Raw genomic sequence first — 15,556 nt, 5'->3', positions numbered from 1 at the left:
AGGAGACGCGCCATGGTGGTCGCTGACCACCACACGCTCATGGACGGCCGGCTGCACGTCTACCGCCGGCCCAACAGCCGTTTCTGGCAGTGCTCGACGTACCTCGGCGGCCGGAACCTCCGGCAATCGACGCGCCAGGACAATCTAGCGGTCGCGACCGAATTCGCCCGCGACTGGTATCTCGACGTGCACGCCGAGCATCGCGTCCGCCGCCGAGGAGGGGAGATCGTCGACCCCGGCCAGCTCAATGGCGAACCCCGGTCGTTCCAGCCGCGGCTGCGCGCGCGCGCCGGTCAAAGATTCAAGGACGCCGCCGAAGGCTTTCTCGCGGAGTACAGGACGCTGACCATCGGCGAGCGGAACCAGAGCTACGTCGAGACCAAGGCCAGGCATGTTCGGCGGGTCCTGCTGCCGTTCTTCGGCGACACGCCGGTCGGGAGGATCACGGCCGGCCGGATCCAGGAGTTCCGCGTCAGCCGCCTTACGCCGCCGGAGGGCGTCGAGCTCGCGGCGTTCCGCAAGCCGGCCCGCAGCACGCTGCACCAGGAGTTCGTCACGCTGCGCCAGATCCTGAAGTGGGCGAACCGGAACGGCTGGATCTCGGCGCTTCCCGACATGAGCGCGCCCTACAAGCAGTCGGGCAAGGTCTCGCACCGGGCCTGGTTCTCGCCCGAGGAGTACCGGCAGCTCTACGAAGCCACCCGCGAGCGGGCCCGATCGCCCAGGAACGAGCGATGGCGCCCCGAGTGCGAGCGGCTGCACGACTACGTCCTGTTCATGGCCAACACGGGCCTGCGCCCGGACGAGGCCTCACGCCTGCAGTTCCGAGACGTGTCCATCGTGGCCGACGAGCGGACCGGCGAACGAATCCTGGAAATCGAGGTCCGGGGCAAACGCGGCGTCGGCTACTGCAAGAGCATGCCCGGCGCTGTGGTCCCCTTCGAGCGCCTGAAGAAGAGGGGCGCGTCGGCCGCCACCGACCTGATCTTCGGCAAGGTGCAGCGAGAGCTGTTCAACACCGTGCTTGGGGAACTCGGCCTCAAGCGCGACCGGGAGGGCACCGTCCGCACCGCCTACAGCCTTCGCCACACCTACATCTGCCTGCGCCTGATGGAGGGGGCGGACATCTATCAGATCGCGAAGAACTGCCGCACGAGCGTGGAGATGATCGAGAAGTTCTACGCCTCACACATCAAGAACACGCTCGACACCAGCGCCATCAATGTCCGGAAGATCCCAGCGCCGAAGGCACGGCGGCGTGGTTCGAAAGAGGCCGGCTCTCCCGCTACGGCCGCGTGAAAAGCCCCGTGAACTCCGGATCCTCGAAGTAGCGCACCTTGCGCGCCACGATCGGCGGCTCACCTGGCCGGAGAAGGATCTCCAGCGAGCGGTCGAGCCGCATGACCTCGTCGGGCGTGAGAAGCTCGCGGCGGACCAAGTGCTGCGTCGTGGATGTGCCGTGGGTGGCGAGGAGCTGGTTCGGGGCGCGGGACGAACTCGTGCCCGCGGTCTCATAGGCGACCGTCGCGGCGCCGATCCACCTGGAGAGCCAGGTCGCTGTCTCGATGTCCGCGACGTTGAAGATCTGCACCAGGCCGGCGTTCGACAAGAACGTGCCGGCGCGCTGTTCACCGTAGACGCTCCAGAGCTGATGCATGTCCTGGAGGATCGGCCAGAGCTGCACGCCATAACCGGCCATCAGGCCGAACGCGCGCTCGACGGGCTCCAGGCGGCCGAGCGCCGCGAATTCGTCGAGTAGGAAGAGCACGGGCGTATTCAGCTTGGATGGCGCTCGCGCCAGCTCGTGAAGCGCCTGGACCACCAGTAGCCGAAGCCACCGCGCATAGGTGTCCAGGCGCTCCGGCGGGAGCACCAGGAACACCGTGTGCTTCTCCGCCTTCAGATCGGCGAAGCGGAAGTCCGAGCGCGCCATGCAGCCGTTGATACGCGCGCTGTCGAGGAAGTGCGTGTGGCGCTGGGCCGACGAGAGCACGCCCGCGGCTTCCCTGTCGCTCTTGCCGAGATGCCGGTTGGCCGCGCGCCGCACCAATCCGCCGGCCCCCTCGCTCTTCTGCATCGCCGCCAGCGTTGCGTCGAACTCGTCCGGACTGTCGGTGAGCAGATCGCGGACGGCGGCCAGTGTGCGTTCTGCGGCCGGCTTGGTGCAGATCACGTGGAGCATGAGGCCCGCGATCAACGCCTTGGCCTCTTCGTTCCAGTGCGCCTCGCCGACATGGGCTGGCGGATCGTAGACCAAGGCCTCCGCGAGGAGCGCGGCGTCGTCGCCGACGTCCGGGCTCGCTGGATCGAGCAGGTCCATCGGATTGTAGCCCGCTGACGGGACCTCGCACACGCCGAAGGGATCGAGCACATGGACGGGGCCTGCCCGAGCGCGCGCCTCGTACGTGACGCGGGTGTTCTCGCCCTTTGGATCGACGCAGAGAACCGACCTGTCGAGCGTGAGCAGGTTCGGGATGATCGCGCCCACGCCCTTGCCCGAGCGCGTGGGCGCGATCGTGAGCAGATGGCTGGGTCCGTCATGCCGGAGCAGGCGTCCATCCCCACGGTCCTCCCGACCGACGATGAGGCCGTCGTCGATGGCCAGAGTCCGCCTGATGCGCCCGTGGTCGGCGAACCGCGCCGACCCGTGCACGTCGCCGGTCTGGCGCTCGTAGCGCAATCGCCAACTGCCGAAGGCGAGGAGAGCGCCGACCGCAGATCCGCCGTAGATCGAGAGCCGTCGGCCCGCCTCGCCGAAGTGCACGATCCAGTCGAGCACCATCCCGGCGAACCCGCCCGCGACGTTGCCGACGAACAGCCCCGCGATCACATAGCCGGCCAGGACGAGATAACGGCTCATGGCGGCTCCGCGCGCGTCTCAATCCCCGCGGCCGCTTCGTGCTGGGTTTGGTCGGCATCGAAAGCCCGCCGACCGCGCCGTCTCCACAGCGCCAGGTTTTCCTGCCGCTGGGGACCGTTCAGCGCGTCGGCGATAGACAGGAGTGCGCCGTAGAGCGTGGCGCGGTCATCGTCCGTCAGATCGACGAGGCCGGCTTTCTGCACCAGGCCGCCAAGTTCGATCAGCTGGTGGGTGCGTTCGCGGCGTTCCAAGACCCAGCTCCGCGTGTCTGTGCGCGCCCGGTAGGCTTCCGCGCGGTGGACCGCGGCGGAGTTCCTACGGAGCGCCTTGAGCGTGTTGAGCAGCTCGGCTGCGCGACGCGCCGCCGCCGCGTGCGCGCTGAAAGAAGTCGGCGCCCTTGCGCCGCCACTCCTCCTTCGCGCCGTCCTTCGCCTCGACGGCGGACAAGAGCACGCCGGCCAGCGTCTCCACGTCCAGCGCGTCCGCGCCGGTCGCGGCGACCACCTCGCCGAGCTGTGTGATCTTGCGGGCCTTCAGCCCCTTCGTCTTCTCCGCCAGCGCGCGGAGCTCTGAATCGATGTCGCGAGGTTTGCGCATGAGAACGCTCGTCCTTTGCGGTTCGCGCCCCCAGCCAAGATGCTACCAAACGTTGTGTTCGCGCGCCAGTTGGAGGATCATCGGTCTCCCGCCAGTCACGAACGGCCGCAGGTCTGAGTGCGCGCTTATACGTCGTGACCGACGTGGCTCGCGAGTGGTGTGCCGGCATGGCGATCTATCACTTCTCGGCGAAGGTGATCAGCCGCGCGAACGGCTCCAGCGCGGTGGCGGCCGCCGCATACCGATCTGGATCCCGACTGCACGACGAGCGTCTGGGCCGGGCGCACGACTTCACGAACAAAGCTGGCGTCGTCCATTCGGAGATCCTGGCGCCGGACGGCGTTCCGGAGCGCTGGCGTGATCGCGAGACCTTGTGGAATGAGGTCGAGGCCGGGGAAAGGCGCAGGGATGCGCAGCTCGTCCGCGAGGTGGAGTTCGCCATCCCGCGCGAGCTCAGCCAGGCAGACGGGATTCAGTTGGCACGGGACTTCGTGAAGCGCGAGTTCGTGGACCGCGGAATGGTGGCCGACCTCAATGTCCATTGGGACGTGGCGGCCGATGGCACCCCTAAGCCGCATGCACACGTGATGCTGAGCATGCGCGATGTCGGCCCCGATGGCTTCGGGGCGAAGGTCCGCGCGTGGAACCGGCCCGAGCTCCTGATGGAATGGCGCTCCTCCTGGGCCGAGCATGCCAATGCGCGGCTTGCGGCGCTCGACATCGACGCCGCCATCGACCACCGGAGCCTCAAGGCGCAGGGGATCGACCTCGAGCCCCAGAACAAGATCGGGGCAGCCGCATCAGGACGAGCGGCGCGAGGTGAGCTGGCCGAGCGCATCGCCGAGCACCGCGCGATCGCCCGGCGGAACGGCGAGCTGATCGCGGCCAACCCGTCCCTGGCCTTCGACGCCATCACCCGCTGCCAGAGCACCTTCACGGACTATGACCTGATGCGCTTCGCGCACCGGCACACCGATGACGCCGCGCAGTTCCAGCGGGCGGTGTCGGCGCTGAAGACCTCGCCGGAACTGGTGGGCCTGGGTAAGGACGCCGCGGGACGCGAGCGCTTCAGCACGCGGGATATGCTCCGCGTGGAGGAGGCGCTGGAGGCTTCAGCGGCGAGGCTGGCGGACCGCGGCGGCCATGAGGTGAGGGAGTGGAGTTCGGCCGGGCCTGGGCTCGGCGACGAGCAGAGCGCGGCGATGGCCCATGTCACGACCGGCGCGGACCTGGCGCTCGTCGTCGGCTACGCAGGATCCGGCAAGACGGCGATGCTCGGAGCCGCGCGCGAGGCTTGGGCGGCGGATGGGCTCACGGTCCGTGGCGCGGCCTTGTCCGGCATCGCGGCGGAGAGCCTGGAGGCCGGCTCCTCCATCCCCTCGCGGACCCTGGCGAGCCTGGAGCACAGCTGGGCGAACGGCCGCGACCTGCTGCGCGCCAACGACGTGCTCGTCGTGGACGAGGCGGGGATGATCGGCTCGCGACAGATGGCGCGGGTGGTTGCTGCGGTCGAACAGGCTGGCGCGAAGCTCGTCCTGGTCGGCGATGTCGAGCAGCTGCAGGCGATCGAGGCGGGGGCGGCATTCCGCGCGCTCGCGGAACGGCATGGCGCCGCCGAGATCACCGAAGTCCGCCGTCAAGCGGAGGGCTGGCAGCGTCATGCCACGCGCGAACTCGCGACGGGGCGCACGAGCGAGGCCCTGGCGCGTTACGAGGCGGCCGGCGCGGTGCACGACTACGCGACGACAGCCGACGCACGCGCGGGCCTGGCGGCGGGGTGGGAGAGGGCGCGCGTCTCGCAACCCCAGGCCAGCCAGCTCATGCTCGCGCACACGCGCGCCGATGTCGCCGAGCTGAACCGCCTCGCCCGAGCGAGCCTACGCTCCGCCGGCAGCCTTGGTGAGGACCAAGCGGTCGCGACCGAACGGGGCGAGCGCATGTTCGCGGCGGGCGATCGCATCATGTTCCTGCGCAACGAGAAGTCCCTGGGCGTGAAGAACGGCACGCTCGGCCGCGTCGAGCGCATTGAGCGTGGCGACTTGGTCGTCCGCCTGGACGGCACGGACCGACGCGAGGTGACCTTCTCGATCTCCGAATACGCCGACATTGATCACGGCTACGCCGCAACCATCCACAAGGCGCAGGGCGTGACGGTCGACCGCGTCCACGTGCTGGCCACCAGCGGGCTCGACCGGCACGCGGCCTATGTCGCCATGACGCGGCACCGCCAGGCGATCGCGGTGCACTTCGGCCGGGACCAGTTTAGAGATCGTGTCGAGCTCACCCGCACCCTCAGCCGCGAGCGACCTAAGGACACGACACTGGACTACAGCGCCGGCTTCGCCACTCGGCGCGGCATCCGCAGGGCCGACGACCTGGAGCTGCGCGTGGCCGCGTTCGTGAAGGAGTGGGCGGCCCTCAGTTTGCGCATGGGGCGGGGGGCAGGCAGGGACGTCTTGGAACGCCGTGCGCTCGAACGCGACCTCCGCCGGCTCACCGATCGGGTTGATCGCGACCCGGCACTTGGCGCCGCGCTTTCTGCGCGGCGTGCGGATTTGGGCATCGGCGATTCGGGCCGGGCTCAGCGACGCCTTGTCGATGACCTGATACGCTCCGTCGGACGGAATCGCGGGCTTGACCTCGGCCGCTGAGGCACCGCGTGGATTTCGCTCAGTGTGAGCTCGTCCTAACGGGTGGATTTTGGGGGAACGCGTACCACGCCATCGCCCCGCGGCGAGCGTCCTGCTACCCTTGATTCCGGTCCGCCTGGGTATGAGCGGATATGAGAATCTTGTGACAATGAGCGAGCCGGATAGCCGGCGGGTCTCGGCGAAACCGGCTAGTCCTGGGGGCGTATATGACGGACGCGCAGAAGCGCCAGCTGCAAGCGGCGCTCTGGGGGATCGCTAATGATCTCCGAGGCAAGATGGATGCCGACCAGTTTCGGGACTACATACTCGGCTTCATCTTCTACAAGTATCTGTCCGAGCGTATGCAATTATACGCTGACCGGCTGTTGCAACCTGATGGGCTCAAGTTCCAAGATCTTCGAGAGGGATCGGCCGAAGGCGAAGAGTACCTCGAGGCGCTACGAGCAGAGGCGATCGATGAGCTTGGCTACTTTCTTCGCCCGTCGGAACTTTTTTCTGCGATGGCGGCCAAGGGTGCGCGGAAGGGTGACAATTTTATTCTGGATGACCTGAATAGGATCTTGGCGAACATCCAGCGCTCGACCATGGGCGCTGACAGCGAGGAGGACTTCGACCACCTCTTCGAGGACATGGACCTCGGATCAACCAAGCTCGGACGCACCGTCAGCGAGCGAAACCTGCTCGTGACGAAAATCTTGGCCCGGCTCGACGACGACCGGGTGGATTTCCGGCTGGACCAAGTCGACAGTGACGTGCTCGGGGACGCGTACGAGTATTTGATCGCCCAGTTCGCCAGCGGCGCGGGCAAGAAGGCCGGCGAATTCTACACTCCGCAGCAGGTCTCGACCGTGCTCGCCAAGATCGTAACGAGTGGCAAGGTCCGGCTGCAGAACGTGTACGACCCCACTTGTGGGTCGGGATCCCTCTTGCTCCGCGTGGCGCGCGAGGTGGGGATCCGCAACATCGCCGACGGCTTCTACGGCCAGGAGGCGAACCGGACGACCTACAATCTCGCGCGCATGAATATGATTCTGCACGGGGTGAACTACCGCAAGTTCAGCATCAAGCAGGACGATACCCTTGAGCGGCCTCAGCATCTCCATAAGCGTTTCGAGGCGGTAGTCGCCAACCCCCCGTTCTCAGCGAATTGGAGCGCCGACCCACACTTCGCCCAAGATGAAAGGTTCAGCGCCTACGGCCGCTTGGCTCCCGCATCCAAGGCGGACTTCGCCTTTGTGCTGCACATGGTCCATCAGTTGGCTGACAACGGGGTTGCCGCGGTCATTCTGCCCCACGGGGCGCTATTTCGTGGGGCGGCTGAGGGGGATATCAGACGGATCCTCATCGCAGAGCGGAACTACCTCGACGCAGTGATCGGCTTACCCGCCAACATCTTCTACGGGACAGGCATTCCGACCTGCGTGCTAGTGCTCAAGAAGCACCGGGAGTCGCCGGAGAATATCCTCTTCATCGATGCTAGCCGGCGGTTCGATCGCGGCAAGAACCAGAACCTTCTCCTCGATGATGACGTCGAAGCGATTGTGCAAGCCTATGTCTCGCGATCTGAGGAGAAGGGGTTCAGTCACCGCGCGTCGCTGAGCGAGATCGAGGAGAACGACTACAACCTCAACATTCCTCGCTATGTGGACACCTATGAGCCAGCGCCGGAAATCGACCTGGCGGCTGTAACCGCTGATCTCAAGGCTCAGGAATCGGGCCTCGCCGAAATCAATCGGGTCATCGCGGAGTTCTGCCAAGACCTCGGCGTGGAGGCGCCAGTTTGAACGAGCGGAGCTCTCCGGATCTGCGACTCCCCGGCTTTTCCGCTGCGTGGCAAAGCCTGCGTGCTGGCGACGCGTTCGGGCAGCGGCGTACCCGCGGTGAAGCGGGATTGCCGATCTACGCGGTGACAATCGATCGCGGTATGGTTCGCCGGGACAGCCTCGAGCGAGAAATCGCTGCAAATGCGAGTGACGAGGACAACCTCCGCGCAAGAGCCGGAGACATCGTCTACAACATGATGCGAATGTGGCAGGGTGCCTTCGGCCGTGCGCCTGAGGATTGCATGGTGAGCCCCGCCTATGTGGTCCTGTCGGCCAGGAAGGGTCACTCTGCGCGCTTCTTCAATCACTGGTTCAAGCAGCCGCGCGCCTTATACTGGCTCTGGGCATACTCCTACGGTCTCACGAACGACCGCCTTCGCCTCTACTACCGCGACTTCGCCCGCGTCCCTATCCGTGTGCCCGAATTCGAAGAGCAGGAGAGGATCGCTGACGTCCTCGATGCGCTCGACGCGCGGATCCAGGCGCTGGAGCACCGGGCCGAGACGCTCGTTCGCTTTAAAGAAGGCACCATGCAGAAGCTGTTCTCGGAGCAGCTTCGGTTTGATCCGCCAGGAGGCGGCGCCTACGATGATTGGGTTGATATCCGGCTTGGCGATGTCGCGGATTTCTCCAAGGGACGGGGGGTATCGCGAGACGATGTCGTTACCGACGGCCTGACGCCGTGCATTCGCTACGGCGAGCTCTACACCACGTACGGAGAGACGATTCGCGACGTAGTCTCGCGAACAAATGCGGATCCGCGCGGGCTGGTCTTAAGCCAAGCCGGTGACGTCATCGTACCGGCCTCCGGAGAAGATCCTCTCGAGATGGCCTCGGCAGCCTGCGTGACGCTGGATGGCATTGCCCTCGGAGGCGACCTCAACATCATCCGCTCGTCGTTAGATGGCGTCTTCCTTGCTTACCTGCTTCGCAGCGCCAAGCGCCGCGAGATCGCACGCCTCGCGCAGGGCTATTCGGTCGTGCATCTCTATGGTCATCACTTGAAAAGCCTGAAGATCCGCGCTCCGGCTCAGCTCGAAGAGCAGCGCCGCATTGCCGCCTTCCTACGGGCGATCGACGAAAAAATTGCCCTTGTCCGCCACCAGGCCAGCTCCACGCGTACCTACAAGGCGGCCTTGGCCGCGCGTCTACTAGTGTAGGTGATCCGTGCAGAGCCTTCGTGAGCTCATCGAGCGACACAGCGACGAGAACAGCGAATTCCGCTACTACATCGGCAACATCGAGAAGGCCGAGCGGAACGAAATCGATCATCCGGACGTGACGATCGAGTGTTGTGCTGCCCTCTTTCAGGGCATCGCTAAGACAATCGTGAAGCGCCTAGATCCGGAGCAGTTCGGTCCCGAGTTCGAGAACCTCTCCATCGGTCGACAAGTGAAAGCAGCTCTCCGCTGTCTCGCCGCCGGTGACGCCACTGTCGAGCTCGCTTTTCCGGTTGCGGCGGAGAACCTCGTGCGGGTCGTAGGAGAGCTGCGAAACCAGCGAGGGGATATCAGCCATGGCCGGGTCGTACCCAAGGAGCTACAGAGCGATCGCAGCCTTGCGCGTCTGGTGTTGAACCTCACCGAGCCGCTCCTTCGCTACATGCTCGCCACCTTCTTCGCGCTGCAACCCGAACGACCGGTGATGCCAGATTACGACGACAATGCCGGTTTTAACTCGTGGCTTGATGACCAAAATGCTGTTCCCGGCAGGGTGCTTTACAGCCGAGCTCTCTATGACCAATACCCCGAGGACTACCTGATCCAGCTGAAAGATTATTTGGACCAGTCGGCGGAATTCGAAGCGGACGGTACGGGGGAGGGTTTGTCCGATGACGCAGACTGAGGCCCAACTCGAGGAAAGCCTCATTGGCCGTCTCGAACAAATGGGCTGGACCAAGGTCCGGATCCAGGACGAGCCATCTCTCATCGCCAACTTTAAGGCCGAGCTCGAGGCGTATAACGGCGTGAAGCTGACGGCCGGCGAGTTCGAGCGGGTGCTCAACCATCTGGATCGTGGCGGCGTATTCGACCGAGCCAAAATCCTACGCGATCGTTACGAGCTCACACGTGAGGACGGCAGCCGAGTCTTTTTGGAGTTCTTCAATTCGCGGGAGTGGGGGCGGAATCGCTATCAGGTGGCTCAGCAGGTGTCCCAGGCCGGCACCTACAAGACCCGCTACGATGTTACTCTCCTCGTGAATGGGCTACCTCTCGTTCAGGTAGAGCTGAAGCGACGAGGGGTTGAAATCAAAGAGGCGTTCAACCAGGTAAACCGCTATCATCGACACAGCTACTCGGCTGGCCGGGGGCTATTTCAGTACGTTCAGATCTTCGTTATCTCGAACGGGATGAATACGCGATATTACGCCAACAATCGAAAGCAGAGTTTCCGTCAAACTTTCACCTGGAGCGGCCCCGATAACCAGCCGCTGAGCCAGTTGAGCGAGTTCGCGGACGCTTTTCTTGGGCGGTTCCAGGTGGCGAAGATAATCTCGCGCTACATGGTGCTCCATGAGGGTGACCGACAGCTCATGGTGCTGCGGCCATACCAGTATTATGCCGTCGAAGGGATCTTGGAGCGAGTTGCCGCTGGGGGAGGCGGCGGCTACATCTGGCATACCACTGGCTCCGGAAAGACGCTTACGAGCTTCGCGGTGGCGAAGCTCATTACTGAACAAGAAGGGGTGGATAAGGTCGTCTTTGTGGTCGATCGGGCCGACCTAGATTACCAGACTACACGTGAATTCAACGCGTTTAGTGATGGTAGCGTCGACGGGACTCACAATACGCACAAGCTAGTCCGGCAATTTACGGACCACACGAAGCTGATCGTTACCACCATCCAGAAATTAAACGCGGCTATCTCGCGAAATCAGTTCCTGGAGCAGATGGCCCCGTTGGCTGAGCGACGGGTCGTGTTCATCTTCGACGAGTGCCATCGGTCCCAGTTTGGGGAGACCCACAAACGGATCACCGGGTTCTTCCACAAGCACCTACTGTTCGGCTTCACGGGTACCCCCATCTTCCGGGAAAACGCCAACCGCAGCGAAGCGGTGCCGCGTACCACGGCCGACCTGTTTGGCGAGTGCCTGCACAAGTACGTGATCACCGACGCCATCCGTGATGGCAACGTGCTGCGCTTCTCCGTCGAGTACTGGGGAAGTCTTCGGCGGCGAGACGGTTCCCTAGTAGATGAGAAGGTAGCGGGGATTGACACGAAGGAGTTCTTTGAGGACTCCGTCCGGATCGAAAAGATCGTTGACTGGATCATCGCGAACCACGCTCGAAAGACGCACGATCGTGACTTCACTGCGATGCTTGCGGTGGGTAGCGTCGACGCATTGATTGCCTATTATGAGGCGTTCCGCGCCAAGAAGGCTGTCGGATCTCACGACCTGCGCGTCGCGACCATCTTCACTTACGGTGCCAACGAGGACGATAAGGACGCCAACGGGCTGATTGGTGAGCCCGAGTTTGAAGTTGGGCCGGAGACGCCGCAGAATAGACATAGTCGAGATGCTCTCGACAGCTTCATAGCCGATTATAACGCTATGTACGGGACCTCGTTTTCAACGAAGGACAGCCTGAGTTTCTACAATTATTATAGAGATATTGGGAGAAGGATTAAGCTGAGAGAGCGGGAGGATGCGAAGCCGTCTGACCGCGTCGATATACTCCTCGTCGTCGGGATGTTCCTGACCGGGTTTGATGCGAAGAAGGTCAACACGCTCTACGTTGATAAAAATCTTCAGTACCATGGCCTTATTCAAGCATACTCTCGCACCAACCGAGTCCTTAACGAGGTAAAGTCGCAGGGTAACATCGTCGCGTTTCGTAATCTAAAGTCTGCGACAGACGATGCTATTCGGCTCTTCGCCAACAAGGGTGCCGAAGAACAGATCCTCATTCCGCCATATTCTTCGTTCGTCACGCAGTTCAATAAGCGCGTGGGTGAGCTATTGGCGATCGCGCCCACGCCCGCCGACGTCGATCGGCTGGCGGACGAGAATGCTCAACTGCTGTTTATCCGGTCGTTCCGCGAGTTGGCGCGACTGCGGAATGTTCTAGCTAGCTTCGCGGAGTTCGACTGGGCGGATCTGGCCATGAACCCTCAGCTCTTTGATGATTATCGGAGCAAGTACACCGATTTGCACGAGCTGACCCGACAGACGCGACAGGAGGGGGTAGTCTCCATTGTCGGCGACGTCGACTTCGAATTGGAATTGATCCGGCAGGATCGCATTAACGTCGCCTACATCCTCCAGCTTCTTCGGGAGATTAAGGAAGAGGAGACTTCCGGAGCCCCGACTGAGGAGAGCCGTGCCCGCCTGTCGAGCGCGCTCGACATGATCTCGGGCGAGGCTCAACTGCGAAGCAAGCGCGAACTTATCGAGAAGTTCATCGAGAAGAACATGCCACCGCTTCGCAAAGGCGACGACGTGCAGCCGGCGTTTCGAGCATTTTGGCTTGCGGAGCGGTCCGCTGCGATGAACGCGCTTTGCGACGAAGAGGGACTTGAGCGGGCCAAGTTCGAGGAACTCATGCGAGCTTATGTCTTCTCGCAGACAGTAATGCGCGAGGACGTGGTAGCAGCGCTGCGGGTGCCTCCAAGCCTGCTCACGCGCCGTAAGGTGGTCGACCGGGTCCTTGAGCGCCTGGACAATCTCGTGCGGACGTTTGACGACGATCTCGACGGGATCGATGAGCCTGTCGCGGCTTAGGTGTCCCTCTCCGACCATCCCCTTGCTTCAGTGCTTTGTCCCAGCTCGGATGCACTGCGGAGCCCGGCGGCAAACGATCGACGCCGGCATCTCGGTATTCGAGCGGCGTAAACCCCTTAGCCCTCTTTCGAGAGTTACGAGGCTGGCCGCTGTCCGCGACCGATCAAGCCTCCCCTTCGGCGCGGCGCGGGCCTGACCGGCCGCAGCGCAGCGGCCCGGTGCCTCCTCACCCTCGCAGTCGAGGGCCAAGGAGGTTCCGATGCCGCTTCTCACCCAACTGCAGATCCAGGTTCTACTCGCAAACGGTCGCCGCCGAACCCGTGGGCACGACCTCGACCTCGTCCCTGTGGTGAAGTTGTTCACGCCGGACGCCAGCGCAACGTGGCTTCTCACGGAGCTCGATACAGAGGATCCCGACATTGCATTTGGTCTATGCGATCTCGGCCTCGGCGCGCCCGAGCTTGGCACCGTTCGCTTATCCGAACTCGCCGCCGTGCGTGGTCCCTTGGGGCAGCCTGTCGAGCGTGATCGATACTTCAAGGCCACCGAGCCGCTCACCGCGTACGTCCGGCGGGCACGGCGGCGCGGGCGTATCGACGAATAGGCCCGGCTGGGTGCCCAGGTTTCCCTTCAATGTAGCCACCGGGCCCGGGCCTGAATTGTCCATCGTGTCCGCTCCCGGTGGCTCACCGACGAACAGCGGCCCCTCCACGCACCTGGACTGTTTGTGCTGGCCGCCATACTTCAATCAACGGTTGCCTACGCTGCGGGGGAATACGCGTGCCTGTCCCTGACTATCAGTCCCTGATGCTGCCTGTCTTACAGAGAACTGCGGAGCTCACGCACCCGGCGAGGGTGGTTGAACTGGAGCCAGTGATCGCGTCCGACCTTGGGCTAAGTGCTGATGAGCGTGCGCAACGCCTGCCTAGTGGGCGTCAGGGCTTGCTGCACAATCGGCTGCATTGGGCCAAGCAGTATCTAACGAGAGCCGGGCTGCTCGAGGCAACTGAACGTGGTCGGTTTCAGGTCACCAATCGAGGTCAAGCGCTGCTGGCTGAACGTCCGCCAGTGGTGAACAACAAGACACTCGCCAGATACCCAGAATTTGTGGCGTGGCTCAGAGCGCGTGGCGACACTGTGACCGGAAATGAGGTGGCCGGTGCAGCCGAATTTGAGCCGCCAGGCGCAACGCCGGAAGAGCGAATCGAAGCCGCCCGGCAGGAGCTTGAGGCCAGTCTCAAGGCTGATCTCCTCGACCGCGTCCGTGCAATGCCGCCAGCGGAATTCGAGGAGCTCGTCGTCACCCTGCTCCTAAGGATGGGCTATGGTCAGGGCCGTGAGGAGATGGCGCAGGCACTCGGAGGCGCGGGGGACGGCGGTGTTGATGGCGTAATCCACCAGGACCGCCTGGGGCTCGATCGGGTGTACATACAGGCCAAGCGATATCGTGATGGGAATACCGTAGGGCCTGACGCGATCAACAGCTTCATCGGAGCTCTGAACATCAAGCGGGCGAATAAAGGCCTGTTCGTAACCGCGTCCACATTCTCGAAGCAGGCGCGTGAACACGCGGAGCGGTCGACCACTCACGTTGTGCTGGTCGACGGTGACCGTCTGGCCGATTTAATGGTCCGTCACGGAGTGGGCGTCGTCGTTCGGCATACCGTCGAGATTAAGGCCATCGACGAAGGCTTTTTCGCTGAATGACATGAGGTTCTACCCCAAGAAAAGCCGAGTGCCGCAGGCTTCGATTACCTTGGCGGTAGGCGCTGCTCCCCAAGCGGAGCTTTCTCGATCGATTGTGCGTGGGGTGGGCCGGCAAAATGCGCGTTGGCGCTGTCCCAGTTCCTAGCCAACGAAGAGTCTGGGCAGTGTCTTGATCTGTACTCATTCGGGGCGTCCAGATCCGGATCGTGTGATCCATAGATGGGTTGGCCATGAACAATGTCGCTAGATACCGGGCGAAGGCAAAGCTCAGCCAACGCGCCCTCTCTGCCATGGTGGGGGTCTCGCAACAGACGATCCAGCGGATTGAGGCGGAAGCGCAAACCGTTCGGTTCGAAACGGCGATGGCGCTTGCAGGAGCCCTGAAGGTTGGGCCGAGGACGCTGTTCCCCGAAATCGGCCCGCCGAACCGAAGGGGCGACCACAAGCCGGACGAGACCATCGACTACAGTGGCTGTTCCCATGCCCTGAAGATCCGGTTCGCGGGCGGGCTGGCGAAGTACTACTCGGTCAATGCCGCCACGGCGCGCCGCGTGCGATCGGCCCTCGCGAACGGAGTTCAGGGCTTCCTGGCGTTCGACACGGATCGGGAGGCGGTGGTGGTCAATTGCGGGAAGCTGCTCTGGACCACCGTGCTCTCCGATCCTGGCGTGGACGTCGAGGAGCATGAGGCCGTCGGCGAGGCGGTGCTCGATTGCCGGCTGAAGCTTTACTTCGATGGCGAGCCCGACGCCCACGAGTTCGAGGTGGAGCCCGACCAGGTCGACATCGCCGATGACGCGGCCGAGCGCGACGCCGAGCTGCAGTGGTTGCTGACGACGTTAGAAGCCACCGGCGATGACCAGGAGGCGATGACCTTCGTGGACGCCGAGGGCGAAGAGGTGATCTTCAGCCCTGGTCGGCTGACGGTTCTGGAGGCCCCGCTCGTCGCGGTCCGCCCGAAGCTGCTGGCGGCCGTCATGGAAGGGCTCGGCGAGGACGAAGCCGAAGGAGTGCGTGTCTGAGCCCGAGGCCGGACTCTTACACATTTCCTTTCACAGTCGCTGGTTCTGTGGAAAAAACTCTCGTATAATCAGCGTTCTATCGCAGGCGTGTGGGACTTAAAATCGCTCGGGCTTGGCCCGTCCGGGTTCGATTCCCGGTGTCCCCACCAGCGGCCCGTCAGCCGCATCGCCCC

At 63.5% G+C, this 15,556-nt stretch carries 12 protein-coding genes; 9 read left to right on the top strand and 3 right to left on the bottom strand.

Annotation, left to right across the window (positions count from 1 at the left end; translation table 11 throughout):
* Positions 1 to 39 precede the first annotated feature (39 nt).
* Positions 40 to 1,299, top strand: a complete 1,260-nt coding sequence (locus DJ017_RS16010) for a tyrosine-type recombinase/integrase (RefSeq protein WP_193540004.1) — start codon at positions 40 to 42, stop codon at positions 1,297 to 1,299.
* On the opposite strand, the gene DJ017_RS16005 is transcribed toward DJ017_RS16010, so the two are convergent.
* The 3 genes from DJ017_RS16005 to DJ017_RS15995 all read right to left on the bottom strand — a co-directional run bounded on the left by DJ017_RS16005 (position 1,286) and on the right by DJ017_RS15995 (position 3,457).
* A complete protein-coding gene (locus tag DJ017_RS16005; RefSeq protein ID WP_111529651.1) occupies positions 1,286 to 2,860 on the bottom strand; it encodes a type IV secretory system conjugative DNA transfer family protein in 1,575 nt (524 codons plus the stop codon). The two genes, DJ017_RS16010 and DJ017_RS16005, sit on opposite strands and share 14 nt — an antisense overlap.
* Positions 2,857 to 3,111, bottom strand: coding sequence for a conjugal transfer protein TraD (locus tag DJ017_RS16000; protein WP_227000168.1), 255 nt, complete (start codon positions 3,109 to 3,111; stop codon positions 2,857 to 2,859). The genes DJ017_RS16005 and DJ017_RS16000 overlap by 4 nt, the downstream gene beginning before the upstream one ends.
* Before the next feature lie 64 nt (positions 3,112 to 3,175).
* Positions 3,176 to 3,457 (bottom strand): conjugal transfer protein TraD, encoded by a 282-nt coding sequence (locus tag DJ017_RS15995; RefSeq protein ID WP_111529649.1) that lies wholly within the window; start codon positions 3,455 to 3,457, stop codon positions 3,176 to 3,178.
* A gap of 167 nt (positions 3,458 to 3,624) precedes the next feature.
* Here DJ017_RS15995 and traA point away from each other — a divergent pair, with 167 nt between their 5' ends.
* The 8 genes from traA to DJ017_RS15955 all read left to right on the top strand — a co-directional run bounded on the left by traA (position 3,625) and on the right by DJ017_RS15955 (position 15,383).
* A complete protein-coding gene (traA, locus tag DJ017_RS15990; RefSeq protein ID WP_111529648.1) occupies positions 3,625 to 6,108 on the top strand; it encodes a Ti-type conjugative transfer relaxase TraA in 2,484 nt (827 codons plus the stop codon).
* A 206-nt stretch (positions 6,109 to 6,314) separates the two neighbouring features.
* Complete coding sequence (locus DJ017_RS15985) at positions 6,315 to 7,892, top strand: type I restriction-modification system subunit M (RefSeq protein ID WP_111529647.1); 1,578 nt, start codon at positions 6,315 to 6,317, stop codon at positions 7,890 to 7,892.
* Positions 7,889 to 9,091 (top strand): restriction endonuclease subunit S, encoded by a 1,203-nt coding sequence (locus tag DJ017_RS15980; protein ID WP_133255471.1) that lies wholly within the window; start codon positions 7,889 to 7,891, stop codon positions 9,089 to 9,091. The genes DJ017_RS15985 and DJ017_RS15980 overlap by 4 nt, the downstream gene beginning before the upstream one ends.
* Positions 9,092 to 9,098: 7 nt before the next feature.
* Positions 9,099 to 9,776: a hypothetical protein gene (locus tag DJ017_RS15975; protein WP_111529645.1), complete on the top strand. Its 678-nt coding sequence runs from the start codon at positions 9,099 to 9,101 to the stop codon at positions 9,774 to 9,776.
* Entirely contained in the window at positions 9,763 to 12,654 is a 2,892-nt protein-coding gene (locus tag DJ017_RS15970; RefSeq protein ID WP_111529644.1) for a type I restriction endonuclease subunit R, read from the top strand. Before DJ017_RS15975 ends, DJ017_RS15970 begins: the two co-directional genes overlap by 14 nt.
* Before the next feature lie 259 nt (positions 12,655 to 12,913).
* A complete protein-coding gene (locus tag DJ017_RS15965) occupies positions 12,914 to 13,258 on the top strand; it encodes a DUF2958 domain-containing protein (protein ID WP_111529643.1) in 345 nt (114 codons plus the stop codon).
* Positions 13,259 to 13,461: 203 nt separating this feature from the next.
* Positions 13,462 to 14,361, top strand: coding sequence for a restriction endonuclease (locus DJ017_RS15960; protein WP_227000167.1), 900 nt, complete (start codon positions 13,462 to 13,464; stop codon positions 14,359 to 14,361).
* Between the two features lie 230 nt (positions 14,362 to 14,591).
* On the top strand, positions 14,592 to 15,383 hold the full coding sequence (locus DJ017_RS15955) for a helix-turn-helix transcriptional regulator (protein ID WP_111529641.1): 792 nt from the start codon (positions 14,592 to 14,594) through the stop codon (positions 15,381 to 15,383).
* Positions 15,384 to 15,556: the final 173 nt, after the last annotated feature.

This window comes from Phenylobacterium soli (genome assembly GCF_003254475.1).
GTDB classification, from domain to species: domain Bacteria; phylum Pseudomonadota; class Alphaproteobacteria; order Caulobacterales; family Caulobacteraceae; genus Phenylobacterium; species Phenylobacterium soli.
This window is presented reverse-complemented; position numbering and strand designations above follow the sequence as displayed.